This is a genomic window from Roseateles sp. DAIF2, assembly GCF_015624425.1.
Lineage (GTDB): Bacteria > Pseudomonadota > Gammaproteobacteria > Burkholderiales > Burkholderiaceae_C > Kinneretia.
Window position 1 is genome coordinate 3,975,515 of record NZ_CP049919.1, and the last position, 14,506, is coordinate 3,990,020.

Consider the following 14,506-nt stretch of genomic DNA (forward strand, 5'->3'; position numbering starts at 1 on the left):
TCCATCAAATCGGGGACACCACGAGGGATGATGCCCGGCTCAGCGTAGCCAGACCCTGATGTCGGGCCAGCCCATCAGCCGGAACAGGTAGTAGTTGACCGCCGCCTCGGCCGGGTCGTCGGCATAGAACACGATCTGGGCATAGCGCGGCACGCCGGCGCGCTCGATGCGCTGCCACAGCTCGCCGGCGGTCTTCGGCTGGCCCTCGGCGGTCAGCAGCTCGGCATAGGGCAGATGCAAGACCTGACCTTCGGGCGCGGCCGCGGGCAGCGCCCGGCCGGAGGCGACGAAGACCGGCGGGTACTCACCGCGCGCCGCGCGCGCATCGGCCAGCAGCGGATCGGGCCGCGAGCGCTCGGCCAGCGGCGCCGCCTCGTAGCGGGCCGCCGGCACCGCCATATCGCGCAGGCCGCGCCGCGCGCCGACGCGGGTCGGCTCCTTGGTCAGTTCGAAACCCTTGAGGCCCCAGTCGTCCACCGACTCGGTCAGCAGCGAGACCTTCTGGCCCAGCTGCTCGAAGGCCAGGAAGGCCAGCGCCGCGTCCGGCGTCACGCCGCTGTCGCTCATCAGCACCACCTCATGGGCCGGCTGCACGCCGGCGGGCCCCAGCAGCGCGGCCAGCTCGGCCGGCCGGCCCAGCAGCTCGCGCAGGCGCGCGGCCGGCAGGTTCAGCGCGAAGGGCGGATGGCCCTGCGCATAGGCGCCGGGCTCGCGCACATCGACGATGTTCAGCCGCGCCGCATCGAAGGCGCGCAGCATCGCGCCGTTCCAGCCGTTCACCCAGCCGGCCTCGCGCCGCAGCTGTGGCTCGCCATAGGTCCAGTAGGGCAGCCCGCGGTCGTCGCGCAGCCATTCATGCTGCGACTCCAGGTACAGCTTGACCTGCGGATAGCCGGCCAGCACATGCAGCGCGAACCAGGGCACGGCGGCCGCGACGCCGCCGCCGCAATGGCTGTGCACCACCTGCTCGGGCCGCACGCCCAGATGCCGCGCCATGCGCCGGATCTCGGCGCTGGACTTGAAGGTCTTGTCCTCGTTGAAGAAGTCGCGGCCGGGCATCAGCACCGCATGCGGCACATGGCCGGGACGGTCGAAGAAGCGCTGCGCACCATAGTGATAGGCCGGCTCCAGCCCCTCGACCAGCACCTGGCGGCCGCGGTCGCCGGTGGCGGCCAGGAACTCCGGCAGGCGGCTGCGCTGCTCCTCGCGCGGCGTGGCGCTGGGCGTGAAGTCGCCGGGCGCCGGGGCCGGCGTCGGCTCGGTACTGACCGCGCCGCCGGCGGCGCGCCAGCGGTGCAGACCACCGTCCAGGATCGCCAGCGCCTCGGCCGGCATGCCGTGGTAGTAGAGGTCGTAGAACAGGCGCGGCGCCATCATGTCGCCGCCCTGGTCGTAGATCACGATGCGGCGCCCCGCGCCGACGCCCCAGGAGCGGATGCGCTGCGCCATCTCGGCGCGCGAGGGCTCGCGCACGCCATAGCTGTACAGGTCCACGCTGACCGCGCCCGGGATATGGCCGGCGCGATGGGCGCTGGTGGACGAGGCGTCCAGCAGCAGCACCTGCTCGCGATGCGCCTGCAGCCAGGCCACATCGACCAGGCGCTCGCGTCCGTCCGCGGCCCGGCTCGCGAACGCCATCAGACTCATCAGGCCGCAGAGCAGGATGCGGCGCCAGGATGTCAGGCTCATCGGACTCTCCTCGTTGGGATCGGCGCGCCACTGTGTTCCCCGAACGAGCCCGACGGCGAGCGGCAGCTGACGAACCGACAGAAACAAGGGCCCGGCCACGGTCCCGCACGATGGGCCGCGGCGGCACTTCCCCTGCTCCGGTTTTCATGCTTAAACTTAGCCAATCAGGAAACTATTGGAGACCGCATGAGCCTGGTGCTGCATTACCACCCGCTGTCCTCCTTCTGCTGGAAGGCATTGATTGCGCTGTATGAGAAGGGCCTGACCTTCGAGCCGCGCCTGGTGAACCTGGGCGATGCCGACGAGCGCGCGCAGCTGGCGGCCCGCTGGCCGCTGCTGAAGATCCCGTTGCTGGAAGCCGGCGGGCGCACCATTCCCGAGACCACGATCCAGATCGAGTATCTGGAGCAGTTGCATCCCGAGGCGCCGGCACTGCTGGCCGGCGATGCCGAGCAGCGGCTGGAGATCCGCCTGTGCGACCGGCTGTTCGACCTCTATGTGATGCAGCCGATGCAGCGCCATGTCGCGCAATGGCTGCGGCCCGAGGCCGAGCGCGATGCCTTGACCCTGGCGGCCACCCGGGCCGAGCTGCGCCAGGCCTACGGCATGCTGGAGCAGCGCCTGGCCGGCCGCGCCTGGGCCACCGGCGAACGTTTCTCGCTGGCCGACTGCGCCGCTGCCCCGGCCCTGTTTTACGCGGTGATCGTCGAGCCGCTGCCGGCCGATGCCCCCGTGCTGGCGGCCTATCTGGAGCGCCTGCTGGCGCGGCCCTCGGTGCAGCGCGTGCTGGACGAGGCCCGCCCCTATTTCCATCTCTACCCGTTGCGCCATGCCCTCCCCGCACGCTATCGCCCCGCCTGAGGCCCGGCTGGACCGCCTGTTCGTCGCGCTGGCCGACGGCAACCGGCGCGGCATGGTCGACCGGCTCAGCGCCGGGCCGGCCTCGGTGTCCGAGCTGGCCAAACCGCTGGGCATCGCCCTGCCCTCGGCGCTGAAGCATCTGGCCCTGCTGGAGGCCGGCGGCATCGTCTGCTCCGAGAAAAGCGGCCGGGTGCGCACCTACCGCATCGCGCCCGAGGCCTTCGGCGCGCTGGAGGACTGGGTCGCGCAGCGCAAGACGCAATGGCAGCGCCAGTTCGACCGGCTGGAGGCCTATCTGAGAGACACGCAGGAGGAAGACCAGGAATGACGACGCTGACCGACCCGACCCCACGCAGCGCCCGGCACACCAGCTTCGTGCTGGAGCGGCCGCTGCCGGCCACGCCGGCGCGGGTGTTCCGCGCCTGGGCCGACCCCGAGGCCAAGCGGCGCTGGTCCGACTGCCATGCCGGGAACGGCAGCCTGGACTACCGCGTGGACTTCCGCGTCGGCGGCCGCGAGTCCTACCGGGCCCGGCTGCCCGACGGCCGGCTGCTGGAGATCGAGAAGGTGTTCCTGGAGATCCTGCCGGCGGCGCGCATCCTGTTCGCCTACACGATGGTGGCCGACGGCCGCTCGCTGTCGGCCTCGCTGGTCACGGTCGAGTTCGAGGAGGCCGCGCCAGCCGGCACCCTGTTGCGCCTGACCGAGCAACTGGCCTATCTGGACGGCCACGAGGATCTCGAGATGCGCCGCCGCGGCACCGCGGAGGGACTGGACCGGCTGCTGCTGGAAGTGGCCGACGCCGCACCCACCGGCTGAGCACCGGCCCGCGGCCTCAGTGCAGGGCCAGGTTCAGCTGGTCGACGACCTCGGCCCAGTCGGCATCCTGGCGCAGCTCATCGCGCAGCAGCTGCGCCTGCGCCGGCGTCCAGAAGCTGGCCTCGGCCACCGGCGTGCCCGGCGGCAGGGGTCCATGCGAGCGGATGAATTGCCGGATCTCAGCCTCGCTCGACGGCAGGCCGAGTTGCTCGAACAGCTCGGAGAAACGGTGGAACATGGCTTCCATCTGCGGGCTCCCGGTCGGACGACGATGAAGGCCAAGCGTAGCGCATCGGCCGCCCGGCTCAGAAGTGGATCAGCAGCTTGCCCACCAGTTTCCCCTCGGCCAGCAGCGCGAAGGCCTCGCCATGCTCGGACCAGCCGAACTCGCGCGCGATGACCGGCTCGACGCGGTGCGCCTCCAGCGCCCGGTTCAGCGCCTCGAAATCGCGCCGCGAGCCGACCGTGTGCCCCAGCAGCCGCGCGCGCTTGGCGATGAACAGGCTCTTGATGTCCAGCGCGATTTCCGCCCCGCCCAGGTAGCCGACCATCGCGATGCTGCCGTTGACCGCCAGCGCCCGGGCCGACTGGGCGAAGCTGGCGCGCCCGCCGACCTCGACGACCAGATCCGCGCCGCGCCCGCCGGTCAGGACCAGGGCCTGCTCGCCCCAGTCGGAATGGCGGCCGCGGTCGATGCACAGATCGGCGCCCAGCGCCGCGGCGCGCGCCGCCCGCGTGGCATCGGCGGCCACCACCAGGGTCTGCAGGCCGAACAGCGGCGCCAGCTGCAGCACGAACAGCGACACGCCGCCCAGCCCCTGGACCAGCACCCGCTGGCCGGGTCGCAGCCCGGCCTCGTCCAGCACCCGCCAGGCCGTCAGCGCGGCAATCGGCAGGCAGGCCGCGGCCGCACCCAGATGGCGCGGCACCCGCACCAGCTCGCGCTCCGGCAGCGCCACATACTCCCGGTACATGCCGTCGCGCCCGGCGCCCAGTTGGCCGGCGAAGAAGCGCGGCTCAAAGGCGCCGTCCTGCCAGTCGGGAAAGAACAGCGGCGATACCCGCTCACCAACGGCGAACGCCGTGGCCCCCTGCCCCAGCGCCACCACCTCGCCCACCGCGTCCGACACCGGGATCAACGGCAGGCTCACCGGCATCGCATAGCGGCCGTTCACGATCTCCAGGTCGCGGTGGTTCAGCGCCACCGCCTGCAGCCGCACCAGCACCTCGCCCGGGCCGGGCTCCGGCATCGGCAGGCGGACCTCGCGCAGGCCATCCGGGCCGAACTGCTGCAGCTGCAGCGCTCTCATCGTCGTCATGGTCGTCGTCGTCATTCGCTTCCTTGCTTGTCGCTCGAGCGGCCAGTGTTGACCCCGCCCGCTGCGTCCACAAGCCGCCTGGCGGATACTGATCGTTTCCCCAAGGAAACAAAACTCATGGCATCGGACCCGACCCTGGCGCTGCATGAACGCATGGCGGCGCTAGCCGTTTTCGCCAGCGTGGTCGAGGCCGGCAGCCTGACCGCGGCGGCCGAGCGGCTGGCGCTCAGCAAGTCCGCCGTTAGCAAGCAGCTGACGCAGCTGGAACAGGCCTTGGGCGTGCAGCTGCTGCGGCGCACGACGCGCCGGCTGGGTCTGACCGATGCCGGTCAGGCCTTCTTCGAGCGCGCCGCCGGCGCCACGGCGCTATGCCGCGAGGCCCATGCCACGGTGGCCGAGCTGGCCCGGCGGCCGCAGGGGCTGCTGCGCATCAGTGCCCCGGTGGCCTGGGGCAAGCAGGTGCTGGCACCGCTGCTGCCGGCCTTCCTGGACGCTCACCCGGGTCTGCGCCTGCGTCTGCACCTGAGCGACCGGCCGGTGGAGCTGACCGACGAGGGCTACGAGCTGGCGATCCGTCAGGCCCGCGTGCTGCCCGAGGGCCTGGTGGCGCGCCGGCTCGGCCGCATCGACTACCTGCTGTGCGCGGCACCCGCGCTGCGCCTGCCGCCGGACGACCCGCAGGCGCTGCTGACCCTGGACTGCCTCAAGTACGGCGATGGCGACAGCGAGCGCCCCTGGCGCTTTTTGCACCCGGCCGACGGCCGGCGCATCGAGCTGCCGGTGCGGACCCGGCTGATGGTCAACAGCAGCGAGGTGCTGCTCGCCGCGGCGCTGGACGGGCTGGGCCCGGTCCTGCTGCCGCGGCACCTGGCGCAGTCGGCCCTGGACCAGGGGCGGCTGCGCCGACTGCTGCCCGGCTGGGAGGCCGAAGCGCCGGTGCCGGCCGAGCTCTGGGCCGTCTGGCATCCGGACCGCCACCGCGCGCCAAAACGCCGCGCCTTCGTCGATTTCCTGGCCGCGCGCCTGCCGGCGCCGGAGGCTTGGCCGAGCTCGGGTTAAAATTGCTTGCAAATCATGGGCTTAGGAATCCACCCGAGCCCTCTTTGCGCGCTCTTCTCACATGGAATATCCCGGCAATCTGTTCGTCGTCGCCGCGCCCAGCGGCGCCGGCAAGTCCAGTCTGGTCAAGGCTTTGCTGGAGCTGGACGCCAAGCTGGCGGTCTCGGTCTCGCACACCTCCCGCGGGCCGCGCGGCCAGGAGCAGCATGGCCGCGAATACTGGTTCATCAGCCCCGACGAGTTCCGCGCCAAGGTGGCGCATGGCGACTTCTTCGAATGGGCCGAGGTGCATGGCAACCTCTACGGCACCTCGCGCGCCGGCATCGAGAAACGCCTGGCCGATGGCGAGGACGTGGTGCTGGAGATCGATTTCCAGGGCGCGCTGCAGATCAAGCAGCTGTTCCCCCACGCGGTGCTGATCTTCATCCTGCCGCCCAGCTGGGAGGAACTGATGCAGCGCCTGAACCGCCGTGGCGACACCGCACCCGAGGTGATCGCCCAGCGCATGGCCAATGCCCGCGTTGAGGTGGCGCAGGCCCAGCATTTCGATTTCGTGGTGGTCAACGCGGTGTTCGACACCGCGGTTTTCGACCTGAAAACCATTGTCCACGCACAGCGGTTAAAATACGCCGCCCAGCGCCGCAACCGCTCCGCCGTGTTCCGCGCGCTCGATCTCCCCTGAACCACAAGACCTGGAAACCGCCATGGCCCGCATCACCGTCGAAGATTGCCTGACCAAGATCCCCAACCGCTTCCAGCTGGTTCTGGCCGCCACCTACCGCGCCCGCATGCTGAGCCAGGGCCACACGCCCAAGATCGAAAGCAAGAACAAGCCCGGTGTGACCGCGCTGCGCGAGATCGCCGCCGGCGAAGTCGGCGTCGAGATGCTGCGCAAGGTGCCGGTCTAAGCCGCACCCGCCCCCACTCGGGCGCCCGGGCCGCAAGGCCTCGGCGCCCGTTGTCGTTTTAGGGAACGCCGGGCTTGGCCTCATGCCCGACGCAGGGGCAGCGATCGGTTAAATTCCAAGCATGGGTCTCCGATCATTTGCCGCCTCCCTGCCCGCCGCCCTGTCCGGCCTGTCCGGGGGGCTGCCCAGCCTGCGCACCCCGCCCGCCGCCGAGCCCAGCCCGGCCGAGGCGGCCTCGTTCGACGCGCTGGTGCATCGCCTGGCCTATCTGCCCAAGGCCGACATCAAGCGCATCCGCGAGGCCTACAAGTTCGCCGACGAGGCCCATCTGGGTCAGATGCGCGCCAGCGGCGAGCCCTACATCACCCATCCGATCGCGGTGGCCGGCATCTGCGCCGAATGGCGCCTGGACGCCCAGGCCATCATGGCGGCGCTGATGCACGACTCGATGGAGGACTGCGGCGTCACCAAGGCCGAGCTGATCGAGCGCTTCGAGGCGCCGACCGCCGAGCTGGTCGACGGCCTGACCAAGCTGGACAAGCTGCAGTTCTCGACCCGCGAGGAATCGCAGGCAGAGTCCTTCCGCAAGATGCTGCTGGCGATGGCGCGCGACGTGCGCGTGATCCTGATCAAGCTGGCCGACCGTCTGCACAATATGCGCACGATGGGCGCGATGGCGCCGGACAAACGGCGCCGCATCGCACGCGAGACCCTGGACATCTATGCGCCGATCGCGCATCGCCTGGGTCTGAACCAGATCTACCGCGAGCTGCAGGAGCTCTCCTTCAGCTTCATCAACCCCTGGCGCCATGCCGCGCTGTCCAAGGCGATCGGCAAGGCGCGCGGCAACCGCCGCGACCTGGTCTCGCGCATCGAGCGCGACGTGGTCAAGGCCTTCACCGAGGCCGGCATCAAGGTGGAGATCCAGGGCCGCGAGAAGACCCTGTTCTCGATCTACAAGAAGATGAAGGACAAACACCTGAGCTTCGCGCAGGTGAGCGACATCTTCGGATTCCGCATCATCGTCGACGAGCTGCCCAGTTGCTATCTCTCGCTGGGCGTGCTGCACCAGCTCTACAAGCCGCAGCCGGGCCGCTTCAAGGACTACATCGCGATCCCCAAGCCCAACGGCTACCAGTCGCTGCACACCACCCTGGTCAGCCCGCTGGGCACGCCGGTGGAGTTCCAGATGCGCACCGAGACCATGCACCTGGTGGCCGAAAAGGGCGTGGCCGCGCATTGGATGTACAAGAGCAGCGCCCAGCATCCGAACGGCCAGGCCACCCAGCAGCTGGGCGCGCATTGGCTGCAGTCGCTGATCGACATCCAGGACGAGACGCGCGACGCCAACGAGTTCCTCGAACACGTCAAGATCGACCTGTTCCCCGACGCGGTCTACGTCTTCACGCCCAAGTCCAAGATCATGGCCCTGCCCAAGGGCGCGACGCCGGTGGACTTCGCCTACGCGATCCACTCCGACGTCGGCGACCATTGCGTGGCCGCGCAGATCAACGGCGAGCCGGTGCCGCTGCGCACCGAGCTGCGCAGCGGCGACGTGATCGAGATCGTCACCGCCGCCGGCGCGCGGCCGAACCCGGCCTGGCTCAGCTTCGTGCGCACCGGCCGCGCCCGCTCCAAGATCCGCCATTTCCTGAAGAACCTGGAGCAGGAAGAGTCGCGCGACCTGGGCGAGAAGATGCTGGCCCAGGCGCTGCGCGCGGAAGGCCTGGCCCTGCCCAGCCTGGACGACGACGAGCAGGCCGCCGCCCAGCTCTGGCAGCAGCTGGCGCGCTGGGCCGGCAACCGCCATGTCGACGAACTGCTGGTCGAGGTGGGCCTGGGGCGCAAGATCGCCTCCATCGTCGCAAAAAAACTGGCCCGCATGCTGGCCGAGCAGGGCCAGCGGCCGGACGCGGTGATGCTCAGCATGGGCCGCTTCGTCCACGACGATGCGCCGGCCCAGGGTCAGGTCATGCTGGACGGCAGCGAGGGCGCCTCGGTGCGCCTGGCCCCCTGCTGCCGCCCGATTCCCGGCGACGAGATCAAGGGCTATCTGGGCCGCGGCGAGGGCCTGGTGGTGCACACCACCGAATGCGCGGTCGGCCGGCGCCTGTTTCAGCGCGATGCCGAGCATTGGATCGCGGTCAGCTGGGCCGACGAGCTGAGCCGCAGCTTCGAGGCCGGCGTCTCCGTGCTGCTGAACAACGGCAAGGGCGTGCTGGCGCAGGTGGCGCAGGCCGTCAGCGCCGCCGAGGCCGACATCACCCATATCTCGATGAGCGACGAGTCGCAGCAGCGCGAAACGGCCGAGATGAGCCTGCTGCTGTCGGTGCGCGACCGGCTGCACCTGGCCGATGTGCTGCGCACCCTCAAGCGCAGCCCCTCCGTGCTGCGCGTCTGGCGCGTCAAGCCCCAGGCCTGAACCTGAGGCCCCTCGCCCGCGGGTACGCGGGCGATCCCCCGAGGGGATGCCGACGGCCATGGGGCAGCCCCAACAACCGTCGGCCGGAGTCGTTCTTGGGGCGGCCCGGCGAACGACTCAATCCGGCCGGCCGGGTGCCGGGTAGCTGACCTCCAGCACCTCCAAGCGCTCGACGCCGCCCGGCGTCATCAGCTGCACCTCGTCGCCCTCCCGCGCCTTCAGCAGCGCGCGCGCGATCGGCGAGATCCATGACACTTCGCCGGCCAGGCTGTCACTCTCGTCGATACCCTTGATCGTGATCGTGCGCTCCTCGCCACGGCTGTTGGCATAGGTGACGGTGGCGCCGAAGAAGATCTGGTCGCTGCCATGGTGGGCGCTCGGGTCGGCCACCTCGGCGATGTCCAGGCGCTTGGTCAGGAAGCGCAGGCGGCGGTCGATCTCGCGCAGGCGCTTCTTGCCGTAGAGGTAGTCGCCGTTCTCCGAGCGGTCGCCGTTCTTCGCGGCCCAGGAGACGATTTCGACGATCTTGGGCCGCTCCACATCCAGCAGCTCCATGAACTCGGCGCGCAGCCGCGCATAGCCCTGCGGCGTCATGTAGTTGCGCGTGCCCTGCGGCAGGGCCGGCAGGCCGATGTCCTCGTCGTCCTCGTCCTGCGTGCTTTCCTTGGTGAATGCCTTGCTCATGGCGTGTATTGTCTCGCCATCAAAAAGCCCCGAGGAGACAAGCATGATGGCGCCATCCGGCCCCCTGAGCGGACTGCGCGTGGTCGAGTTCGCCGGCATCGGGCCCGGGCCCTTCGCCGGCATGCTGCTGGCCGACATGGGGGCCGAGGTGGTCGTGATCGAGCGCCCCGCCGCGCTGCGCACCCTGGGCGCCGGCGAGGCGATGAACCGCGGCAAGCGCTCGATCTGCCTGGACCTGAAGCAGCCCGAGGCGCTGGCCGCGGTGCGCGCCCTGGTGCTGGGCGCCGATGCGCTGATCGAAGGCTACCGACCCGGCGTGATGGAGCGCCTGGGCCTGGGGCCGGCGGACTTCGAGGCCGCGCATCCGCGTCTGGTCTACGGCCGCGTCACCGGCTGGGGCCAGACCGGCCCGCTGGCGCAGGCGGCCGGCCATGACATCAACTATGTGGCGCTGACCGGCGCGCTGTCGATCGCGACGCGCGCGGGCACTCCGCCCAGCCTGCCGGCGACCCTGCTGGGCGACATAGCCGGCGGCGCGATGTTCCTGGCCTTCGGCGTGGTCTGCGCGCTGCTGGAGGCGCGGCGCTCGGGCCGCGGCCAGGTGGTCGACGCGGCGATGGTGGACGGCGTCTCCTGCCTGACGGCGCTGATCCATTCGCTGCGCGGCGGCGGGTTGTGGAGCGACGATCCGGCGCGCAACTTCTTCCTGCACCAGTCGCCCTTCTACGATTGTTTCGAATGCGCGGACGGCGGCCATCTGAGCCTGGGTGCGATCGAGCCGCCCTTCTACCGCGAGTTGCTGCAGCGACTCGGGCTGGAGGACGAGGATCCCGCCCGACAGTACCGCGCGCAGGACTGGCCACGCCTGCGCGAGCGCGTGGCCGCCCGGCTGCGCGAGAAGAACCGCGACGAATGGGCCGCGCTGCTGGAGGGCACGGACGCCTGCGCGGCGCCGGTGCTGAGCCTGGCCGAGGCGGCGGCACATCCGCATCAGCGTGCCCGCGGCAACTTCGTCGAGGTGGCGCCGGGTCAATGGCAGCCGGCGGCCGCGCCGCGCTTCTCGCGCACCCCGCCGCGCGCGCCGCAGGTGGGTCCGGCCGCCGGTGCGCACACGCGCGAACTGCTGGCCGAGCTGGGGCTGGAGGCCGGCGCGATCGAGCGCCTGGCCGGCACGGCTTGACAGAAAGCGAAGCCGGAAAAGACGAAGGGCCTGTGATCGCTCACAGGCCCTTGTCCGTTTCTTGTTATTTGGTGCGGCTGGCAGGATTCGAACCCACGACCCCTTGGTTCGTAGCCAAGTACTCTATCCAACTGAGCTACAGCCGCACGACTTAACTTTCACTTTCTACTTCGGTCACCGCCTCGTCGTGGTAAGGCATTGACCTGACTTTCTGAATCCCGAGAGCGTCTTGAATTTCTTCTCGACCCTCTCGATATTCTGGTGCGGCTGGCAGGATTCGAACCCACGACCCCTTGGTTCGTAGCCAAGTACTCTATCCAACTGAGCTACAGCCGCCGAAGCCTTGAACTATAGCACGGTTTTTATCGCCGGCGCAAGATTCTGCAGATTTTCATCAATGATCCACATCACTGCAGCGTGGCCGCGGCCTCGAAGCAGCGGCCACGGCGATCCAGATCACCGTCCTGATTCGCCAGCTCGGCCAGGCTGAGCCAGCTGCGACGGCGCGCGGCCACCGGCAGGCCGCGATCCTCGGCCGCCTGCTCCAGCATCAGCCGCGCCTTGCCCCACAGCTGGCGCTCGGCCAGCACATGGCCCAGCGCATAGGCCAGGTGCATGTCGCGCGGGAAGCGCTGCACCGCGGATTCGAGCCGCTGCAGCCATTCCGGGCCCAGGCCCGGCATCGCGACCACCAGGGCCTCGGCCAGCACCGCGCGCTCGTCGTTGCCCAGCTCGTCGACCTGCTCCCAGAACGGACGCAGCCAGCCGCGACCATCCTCCGGCGCGCCCAGGCCCGCCGCGCATTGGGCCGCACGCGCGGCGACGAACACATCGCGGCGGTCGGCGCTGTCGAGCTGCTGCCAGACCTGGCGCAGCTGATCGACATCGCGCGCGCCCTCCAGCGCCTCGAAGGCCAGCGAACGCAGCAGGCCCTGGGCCGCGACCTTGGAGAAGCCCTGGTGCTTGGCCAGCAGGCGCGCGGTGCGCAACGCCTCCAGCGGCTGCTTGGCCAGGCGCGCGGCCTGCAGCTTCAGGCGCAGCGCCTGGGTGCGGCGCGCGACGCCGGGACCCAGCTCGGCCAGCAACTCCAGCGCACGCTGCGCATCGCGGTCGTCCAGCGCCCATTCGGCCGCCAGCAGACGCGCGCCCTCTTCCGAGGCCTTGGCCTGCGGTTCGGTCTTCGCCAGCTCCAGCGCCAGGCGCAGCTGCTCGTCGCGGCGGCGCTTGTCCTGCAGCCGGTGCGCGCTCTGCGCGGCCAGCAGATGGCCCAGGGCCATGAAGGCCGCGTCCGGCTGCTCGCCGGTCTGCGCCTGGATGTTCAGCGCGCGCTGCACCGCCTTCTGCGCGCGGCCGTAGCGGGCGCCGAAGAACTCGGCCAGCGCCTCGCGCAGCGCCAGCTGGGCGGTGCGCTCGCGCTGCGCCAGCCGCCATTCGCGCGCGCGGCGCGGCAGGCTGGTCAGCGAGTTGAGCGTGTGGATGACGGTGACCAGCGCGAAGCAGCTGCCCACCAGCACCAGCAGGAACAGGTTCAGCGAGACGTCGAGCCGCCAGCCCTTCCAGTAGAAACTTGCCAGGCCGTCATTGCTGCCCAGGGTCAGGGCGGCGACGACGGCCGCCGCGAACAGCAGCACCAGCCAGATGATCGTGCGCATGCGCCGGCCCCTTCAGCGAGCGCCGGCCGCGGACAGGGCCGCCAGCGTGTCGTCCGGTCGCGGTACGCTGACCAGGCGCGCCTGGCCCAGCACCTGGCGCAGCAGCTCGTTGGCCGCCACCACCTTGCGCGAGCGGCCGTCGAAATAGCGCTCCAGCACCGCCTGGGTGTCGCGCAGATCGGCCTGCGCGGTGTCGAACTGGCGGCTCAGCAGGGCCAGCCGCGCGTTCAGCAGGCGCAGCTTCAGGTTCTCGCGCAGGAAGAAGGCTTGCTCCGGCGCCAGCAACATCGCCTCCGGATGGTCGATGCGCGTCACCCGCAGCAGCGACTTGGCCTCGGTCCAGACCTGGCCGCTCCAGTCCTGCCAGCGCTCGCGGGCCAGGCCCAGCCATTCGCTCATCATGCCCTCGGGCGCCGAGGCCGCCGCACCGGCCGGCGTGGCCGCGCGCTCGCGCCGCGCCGGGCGTGCGGCCGGGGCCTCGCCGGCCTTGTCCGCGCTGGCCAGCATCGGCAGTTCGTCGAGCAGGCGCACCACCTCGTCCAGGCGGATCGCCAGGGTCGAGACATCGACCACGCTGACCGCCTTGACCCGGTCCAGGTCGCGCGCCACCGCGCGGCGCACGCCCTCCAGGCGCGGCTGCTTGTAGCGCTGCAGGCGCTCGTCGGCCTGGCGCAGCGCCGCCACCAGCGGCTCGGCGCTGCCGGTGATGCTGCTCTGCTGCAGGGCCACGCGCAGCGAGGCCTCGATGTCGCCGATCACGTTCTCGTCACGCGAGCGCGACATCGACTGGATCAGCTCCTCCAGCTGGCCGCGCTGCAGCGAGACCTCGGCCAGGCGCGCCTCCAGCAGCGCGGTCTTGGCCGCGGTGTCGCGGGTCAGGTCTTGCGCCTGGCGCGCCAGCGCGCGGGCCTCGCTGGCCTCGCTCTGGCTGCCGGCCTGGCGCCGCACCAGTTCCTGTTCGAGTTCCTTCAGCCGCGTCTGGCCCTGCCAGGCCAGCCCGAGGGCGGCCACCGACAGCACGGCCAGCCCGGTGGCCAGGGCGGGCAGCCAGGGGGGCGTTTTGGGGCCGGCCGAGGTCTCGGGCGCAGCAGGGGGGGAGATGTTGTCGTCGCTCACGGTCGAAACGATTGTAGGGGTCGCTCAGAAGGCGCCGAAGGCCGCCGCGACGGCATCGGGCGCGGGTCGCGCCAAAACCACATGGGCCAGGCCCAGGGCCTCGGCGCGCGCGGCGATGCGGGCATGGGTGGCGATCGCCCGGCCCCGCGACCAGTCGGCGCCCGGCCCGGCCAGGGTCTCGAGATGGCCGACCGCCTCGGCGCTGCTGAACAGCCAGACATGGTCGTCCGGCCGCGCCAGCGCCGCGGCCAGCAGGGCCTGCCCGGCCGCATCCAGGTGCGGGCAGCGGCGTTGGTAGATGCCGAACTGGCGCACCAAAGCGCCGCGCTCGGCCAGGCGCTGGGCCAGCCAGTCGCGCCCGCCGGCGCCGCGCAGGATCAGGGCCTGTTGGCCCGTCCAGTCCTCGCCGGCCAGCAGCGGCCACAGATGCTCGGAGTCCAGGCTGGCGGCGTCCGGCGGCGGCTGCACGATCTGCGCCGGCGGCACGCCCGCCGCGGCCAGCGCCCGCGCGCTGCCGGGGCCGACGGTGGCCGCCAGGGTCTGCGCCGGCCAGGCCTGCCCGGCGGGCCGGGCGGCGAAGAAGGCCTCGACCGCGTTCGGGCTGACGAACATCGCCAGCCGCGTCCGGGGCAGCTCGGCCCAGGCCTGGGCGGCGGCCGCGCCGCCGTCCTCGGCCGGCGCGATCTCGATCAGCGGCAGGGCGCGGGCGGTCACACCCAGCGGGGCCAGGCGCTGCAGCCATTCGACCGCCTGGGCCTGCGGCCGGGTGACGAGCAGCGTCCGCGCGGCGCTCACCG

Annotated in this window: 15 protein-coding genes and 2 tRNA genes; 8 read left to right on the plus strand and 9 right to left on the minus strand. The window is 71.0% G+C overall.

What is annotated here, in order from left to right; genetic code table 11:
- Positions 1 to 39 precede the first annotated feature (39 nt).
- Positions 40 to 1,689, minus strand: a complete 1,650-nt coding sequence (locus G8A07_RS18415) for a rhodanese-like domain-containing protein (protein WP_195793456.1) — start codon at positions 1,687 to 1,689, stop codon at positions 40 to 42.
- Positions 1,690 to 1,875: 186 nt separating this feature from the next.
- On the opposite strand from G8A07_RS18415, the gene G8A07_RS18420 reads away from it, so the two are divergent.
- Genes G8A07_RS18420 through G8A07_RS18430 form a run of 3 tightly spaced genes read left to right on the plus strand, consistent with a single transcriptional unit; the run spans position 1,876 to position 3,369 of the window.
- Positions 1,876 to 2,550 (plus strand): glutathione S-transferase family protein, encoded by a 675-nt coding sequence (locus G8A07_RS18420; protein ID WP_195793457.1) that lies wholly within the window; start codon positions 1,876 to 1,878, stop codon positions 2,548 to 2,550.
- Positions 2,519 to 2,878 carry a helix-turn-helix transcriptional regulator gene (locus tag G8A07_RS18425; protein WP_195793458.1) on the plus strand — a complete coding sequence of 120 codons (360 nt, stop codon included), beginning with the start codon at positions 2,519 to 2,521 and terminating at the stop codon, positions 2,876 to 2,878. Before G8A07_RS18420 ends, G8A07_RS18425 begins: the two co-directional genes overlap by 32 nt.
- Positions 2,875 to 3,369, plus strand: a complete 495-nt coding sequence (locus tag G8A07_RS18430; RefSeq protein WP_195793459.1) for an SRPBCC family protein — start codon at positions 2,875 to 2,877, stop codon at positions 3,367 to 3,369. Before G8A07_RS18425 ends, G8A07_RS18430 begins: the two co-directional genes overlap by 4 nt.
- Before the next feature lie 16 nt (positions 3,370 to 3,385).
- On the opposite strand, the gene G8A07_RS18435 is transcribed toward G8A07_RS18430, so the two are convergent.
- Positions 3,386 to 3,616, minus strand: a complete 231-nt coding sequence (locus G8A07_RS18435; RefSeq protein WP_195793460.1) for a DUF2789 domain-containing protein — start codon at positions 3,614 to 3,616, stop codon at positions 3,386 to 3,388.
- Positions 3,617 to 3,674: 58 nt separating this feature from the next.
- Positions 3,675 to 4,688 carry an NAD(P)-dependent alcohol dehydrogenase gene (locus tag G8A07_RS18440; protein WP_195793461.1) on the minus strand — a complete coding sequence of 338 codons (1,014 nt, stop codon included), beginning with the start codon at positions 4,686 to 4,688 and terminating at the stop codon, positions 3,675 to 3,677.
- Between the two features lie 117 nt (positions 4,689 to 4,805).
- Here G8A07_RS18440 and G8A07_RS18445 point away from each other — a divergent pair, with 117 nt between their 5' ends.
- The 4 genes from G8A07_RS18445 (at position 4,806) to G8A07_RS18460 (ending at position 9,077) form a co-directional block, all read left to right on the plus strand.
- Positions 4,806 to 5,747 carry a LysR family transcriptional regulator gene (locus G8A07_RS18445; RefSeq protein ID WP_195793462.1) on the plus strand — a complete coding sequence of 314 codons (942 nt, stop codon included), beginning with the start codon at positions 4,806 to 4,808 and terminating at the stop codon, positions 5,745 to 5,747.
- Between the two features lie 61 nt (positions 5,748 to 5,808).
- A complete protein-coding gene (gene gmk / locus G8A07_RS18450; protein WP_195793463.1) occupies positions 5,809 to 6,429 on the plus strand; it encodes a guanylate kinase in 621 nt (206 codons plus the stop codon).
- A 22-nt stretch (positions 6,430 to 6,451) separates the two neighbouring features.
- Entirely contained in the window at positions 6,452 to 6,655 is a 204-nt protein-coding gene (gene rpoZ / locus G8A07_RS18455; RefSeq protein WP_077036989.1) for a DNA-directed RNA polymerase subunit omega, read from the plus strand.
- Positions 6,656 to 6,776: 121 nt separating this feature from the next.
- On the plus strand, positions 6,777 to 9,077 hold the full coding sequence (locus G8A07_RS18460; protein WP_195793464.1) for a bifunctional (p)ppGpp synthetase/guanosine-3',5'-bis(diphosphate) 3'-pyrophosphohydrolase: 2,301 nt from the start codon (positions 6,777 to 6,779) through the stop codon (positions 9,075 to 9,077).
- 117 nt (positions 9,078 to 9,194) lie between these two features.
- On the opposite strand, the gene greB is transcribed toward G8A07_RS18460, so the two are convergent.
- Positions 9,195 to 9,761, minus strand: coding sequence for a transcription elongation factor GreB (greB, locus tag G8A07_RS18465; protein WP_195793465.1), 567 nt, complete (start codon positions 9,759 to 9,761; stop codon positions 9,195 to 9,197).
- Positions 9,762 to 9,804: 43 nt separating this feature from the next.
- On the opposite strand from greB, the gene G8A07_RS18470 reads away from it, so the two are divergent.
- Complete coding sequence (locus G8A07_RS18470) at positions 9,805 to 10,941, plus strand: CaiB/BaiF CoA-transferase family protein (protein ID WP_249937047.1); 1,137 nt, start codon at positions 9,805 to 9,807, stop codon at positions 10,939 to 10,941.
- 69 nt (positions 10,942 to 11,010) lie between these two features.
- Here G8A07_RS18470 and G8A07_RS18475 read toward each other — a convergent pair.
- The 5 genes from G8A07_RS18475 to G8A07_RS18495 form a co-directional block, all read right to left on the minus strand.
- A tRNA-Arg gene (locus G8A07_RS18475) sits at positions 11,011 to 11,087 on the minus strand.
- 113 nt (positions 11,088 to 11,200) lie between these two features.
- Positions 11,201 to 11,277 (minus strand) — tRNA-Arg (locus G8A07_RS18480).
- A gap of 71 nt (positions 11,278 to 11,348) precedes the next feature.
- Positions 11,349 to 12,593 (minus strand): heme biosynthesis HemY N-terminal domain-containing protein, encoded by a 1,245-nt coding sequence (locus G8A07_RS18485; protein ID WP_195793466.1) that lies wholly within the window; start codon positions 12,591 to 12,593, stop codon positions 11,349 to 11,351.
- 12 nt (positions 12,594 to 12,605) lie between these two features.
- On the minus strand, positions 12,606 to 13,709 hold the full coding sequence (locus G8A07_RS18490) for a uroporphyrinogen-III C-methyltransferase (protein WP_249937048.1): 1,104 nt from the start codon (positions 13,707 to 13,709) through the stop codon (positions 12,606 to 12,608).
- A 24-nt stretch (positions 13,710 to 13,733) separates the two neighbouring features.
- Positions 13,734 to 14,504 carry a uroporphyrinogen-III synthase gene (locus tag G8A07_RS18495; protein WP_249937049.1) on the minus strand — a complete coding sequence of 257 codons (771 nt, stop codon included), beginning with the start codon at positions 14,502 to 14,504 and terminating at the stop codon, positions 13,734 to 13,736.
- Positions 14,505 to 14,506 lie beyond the last annotated feature (2 nt).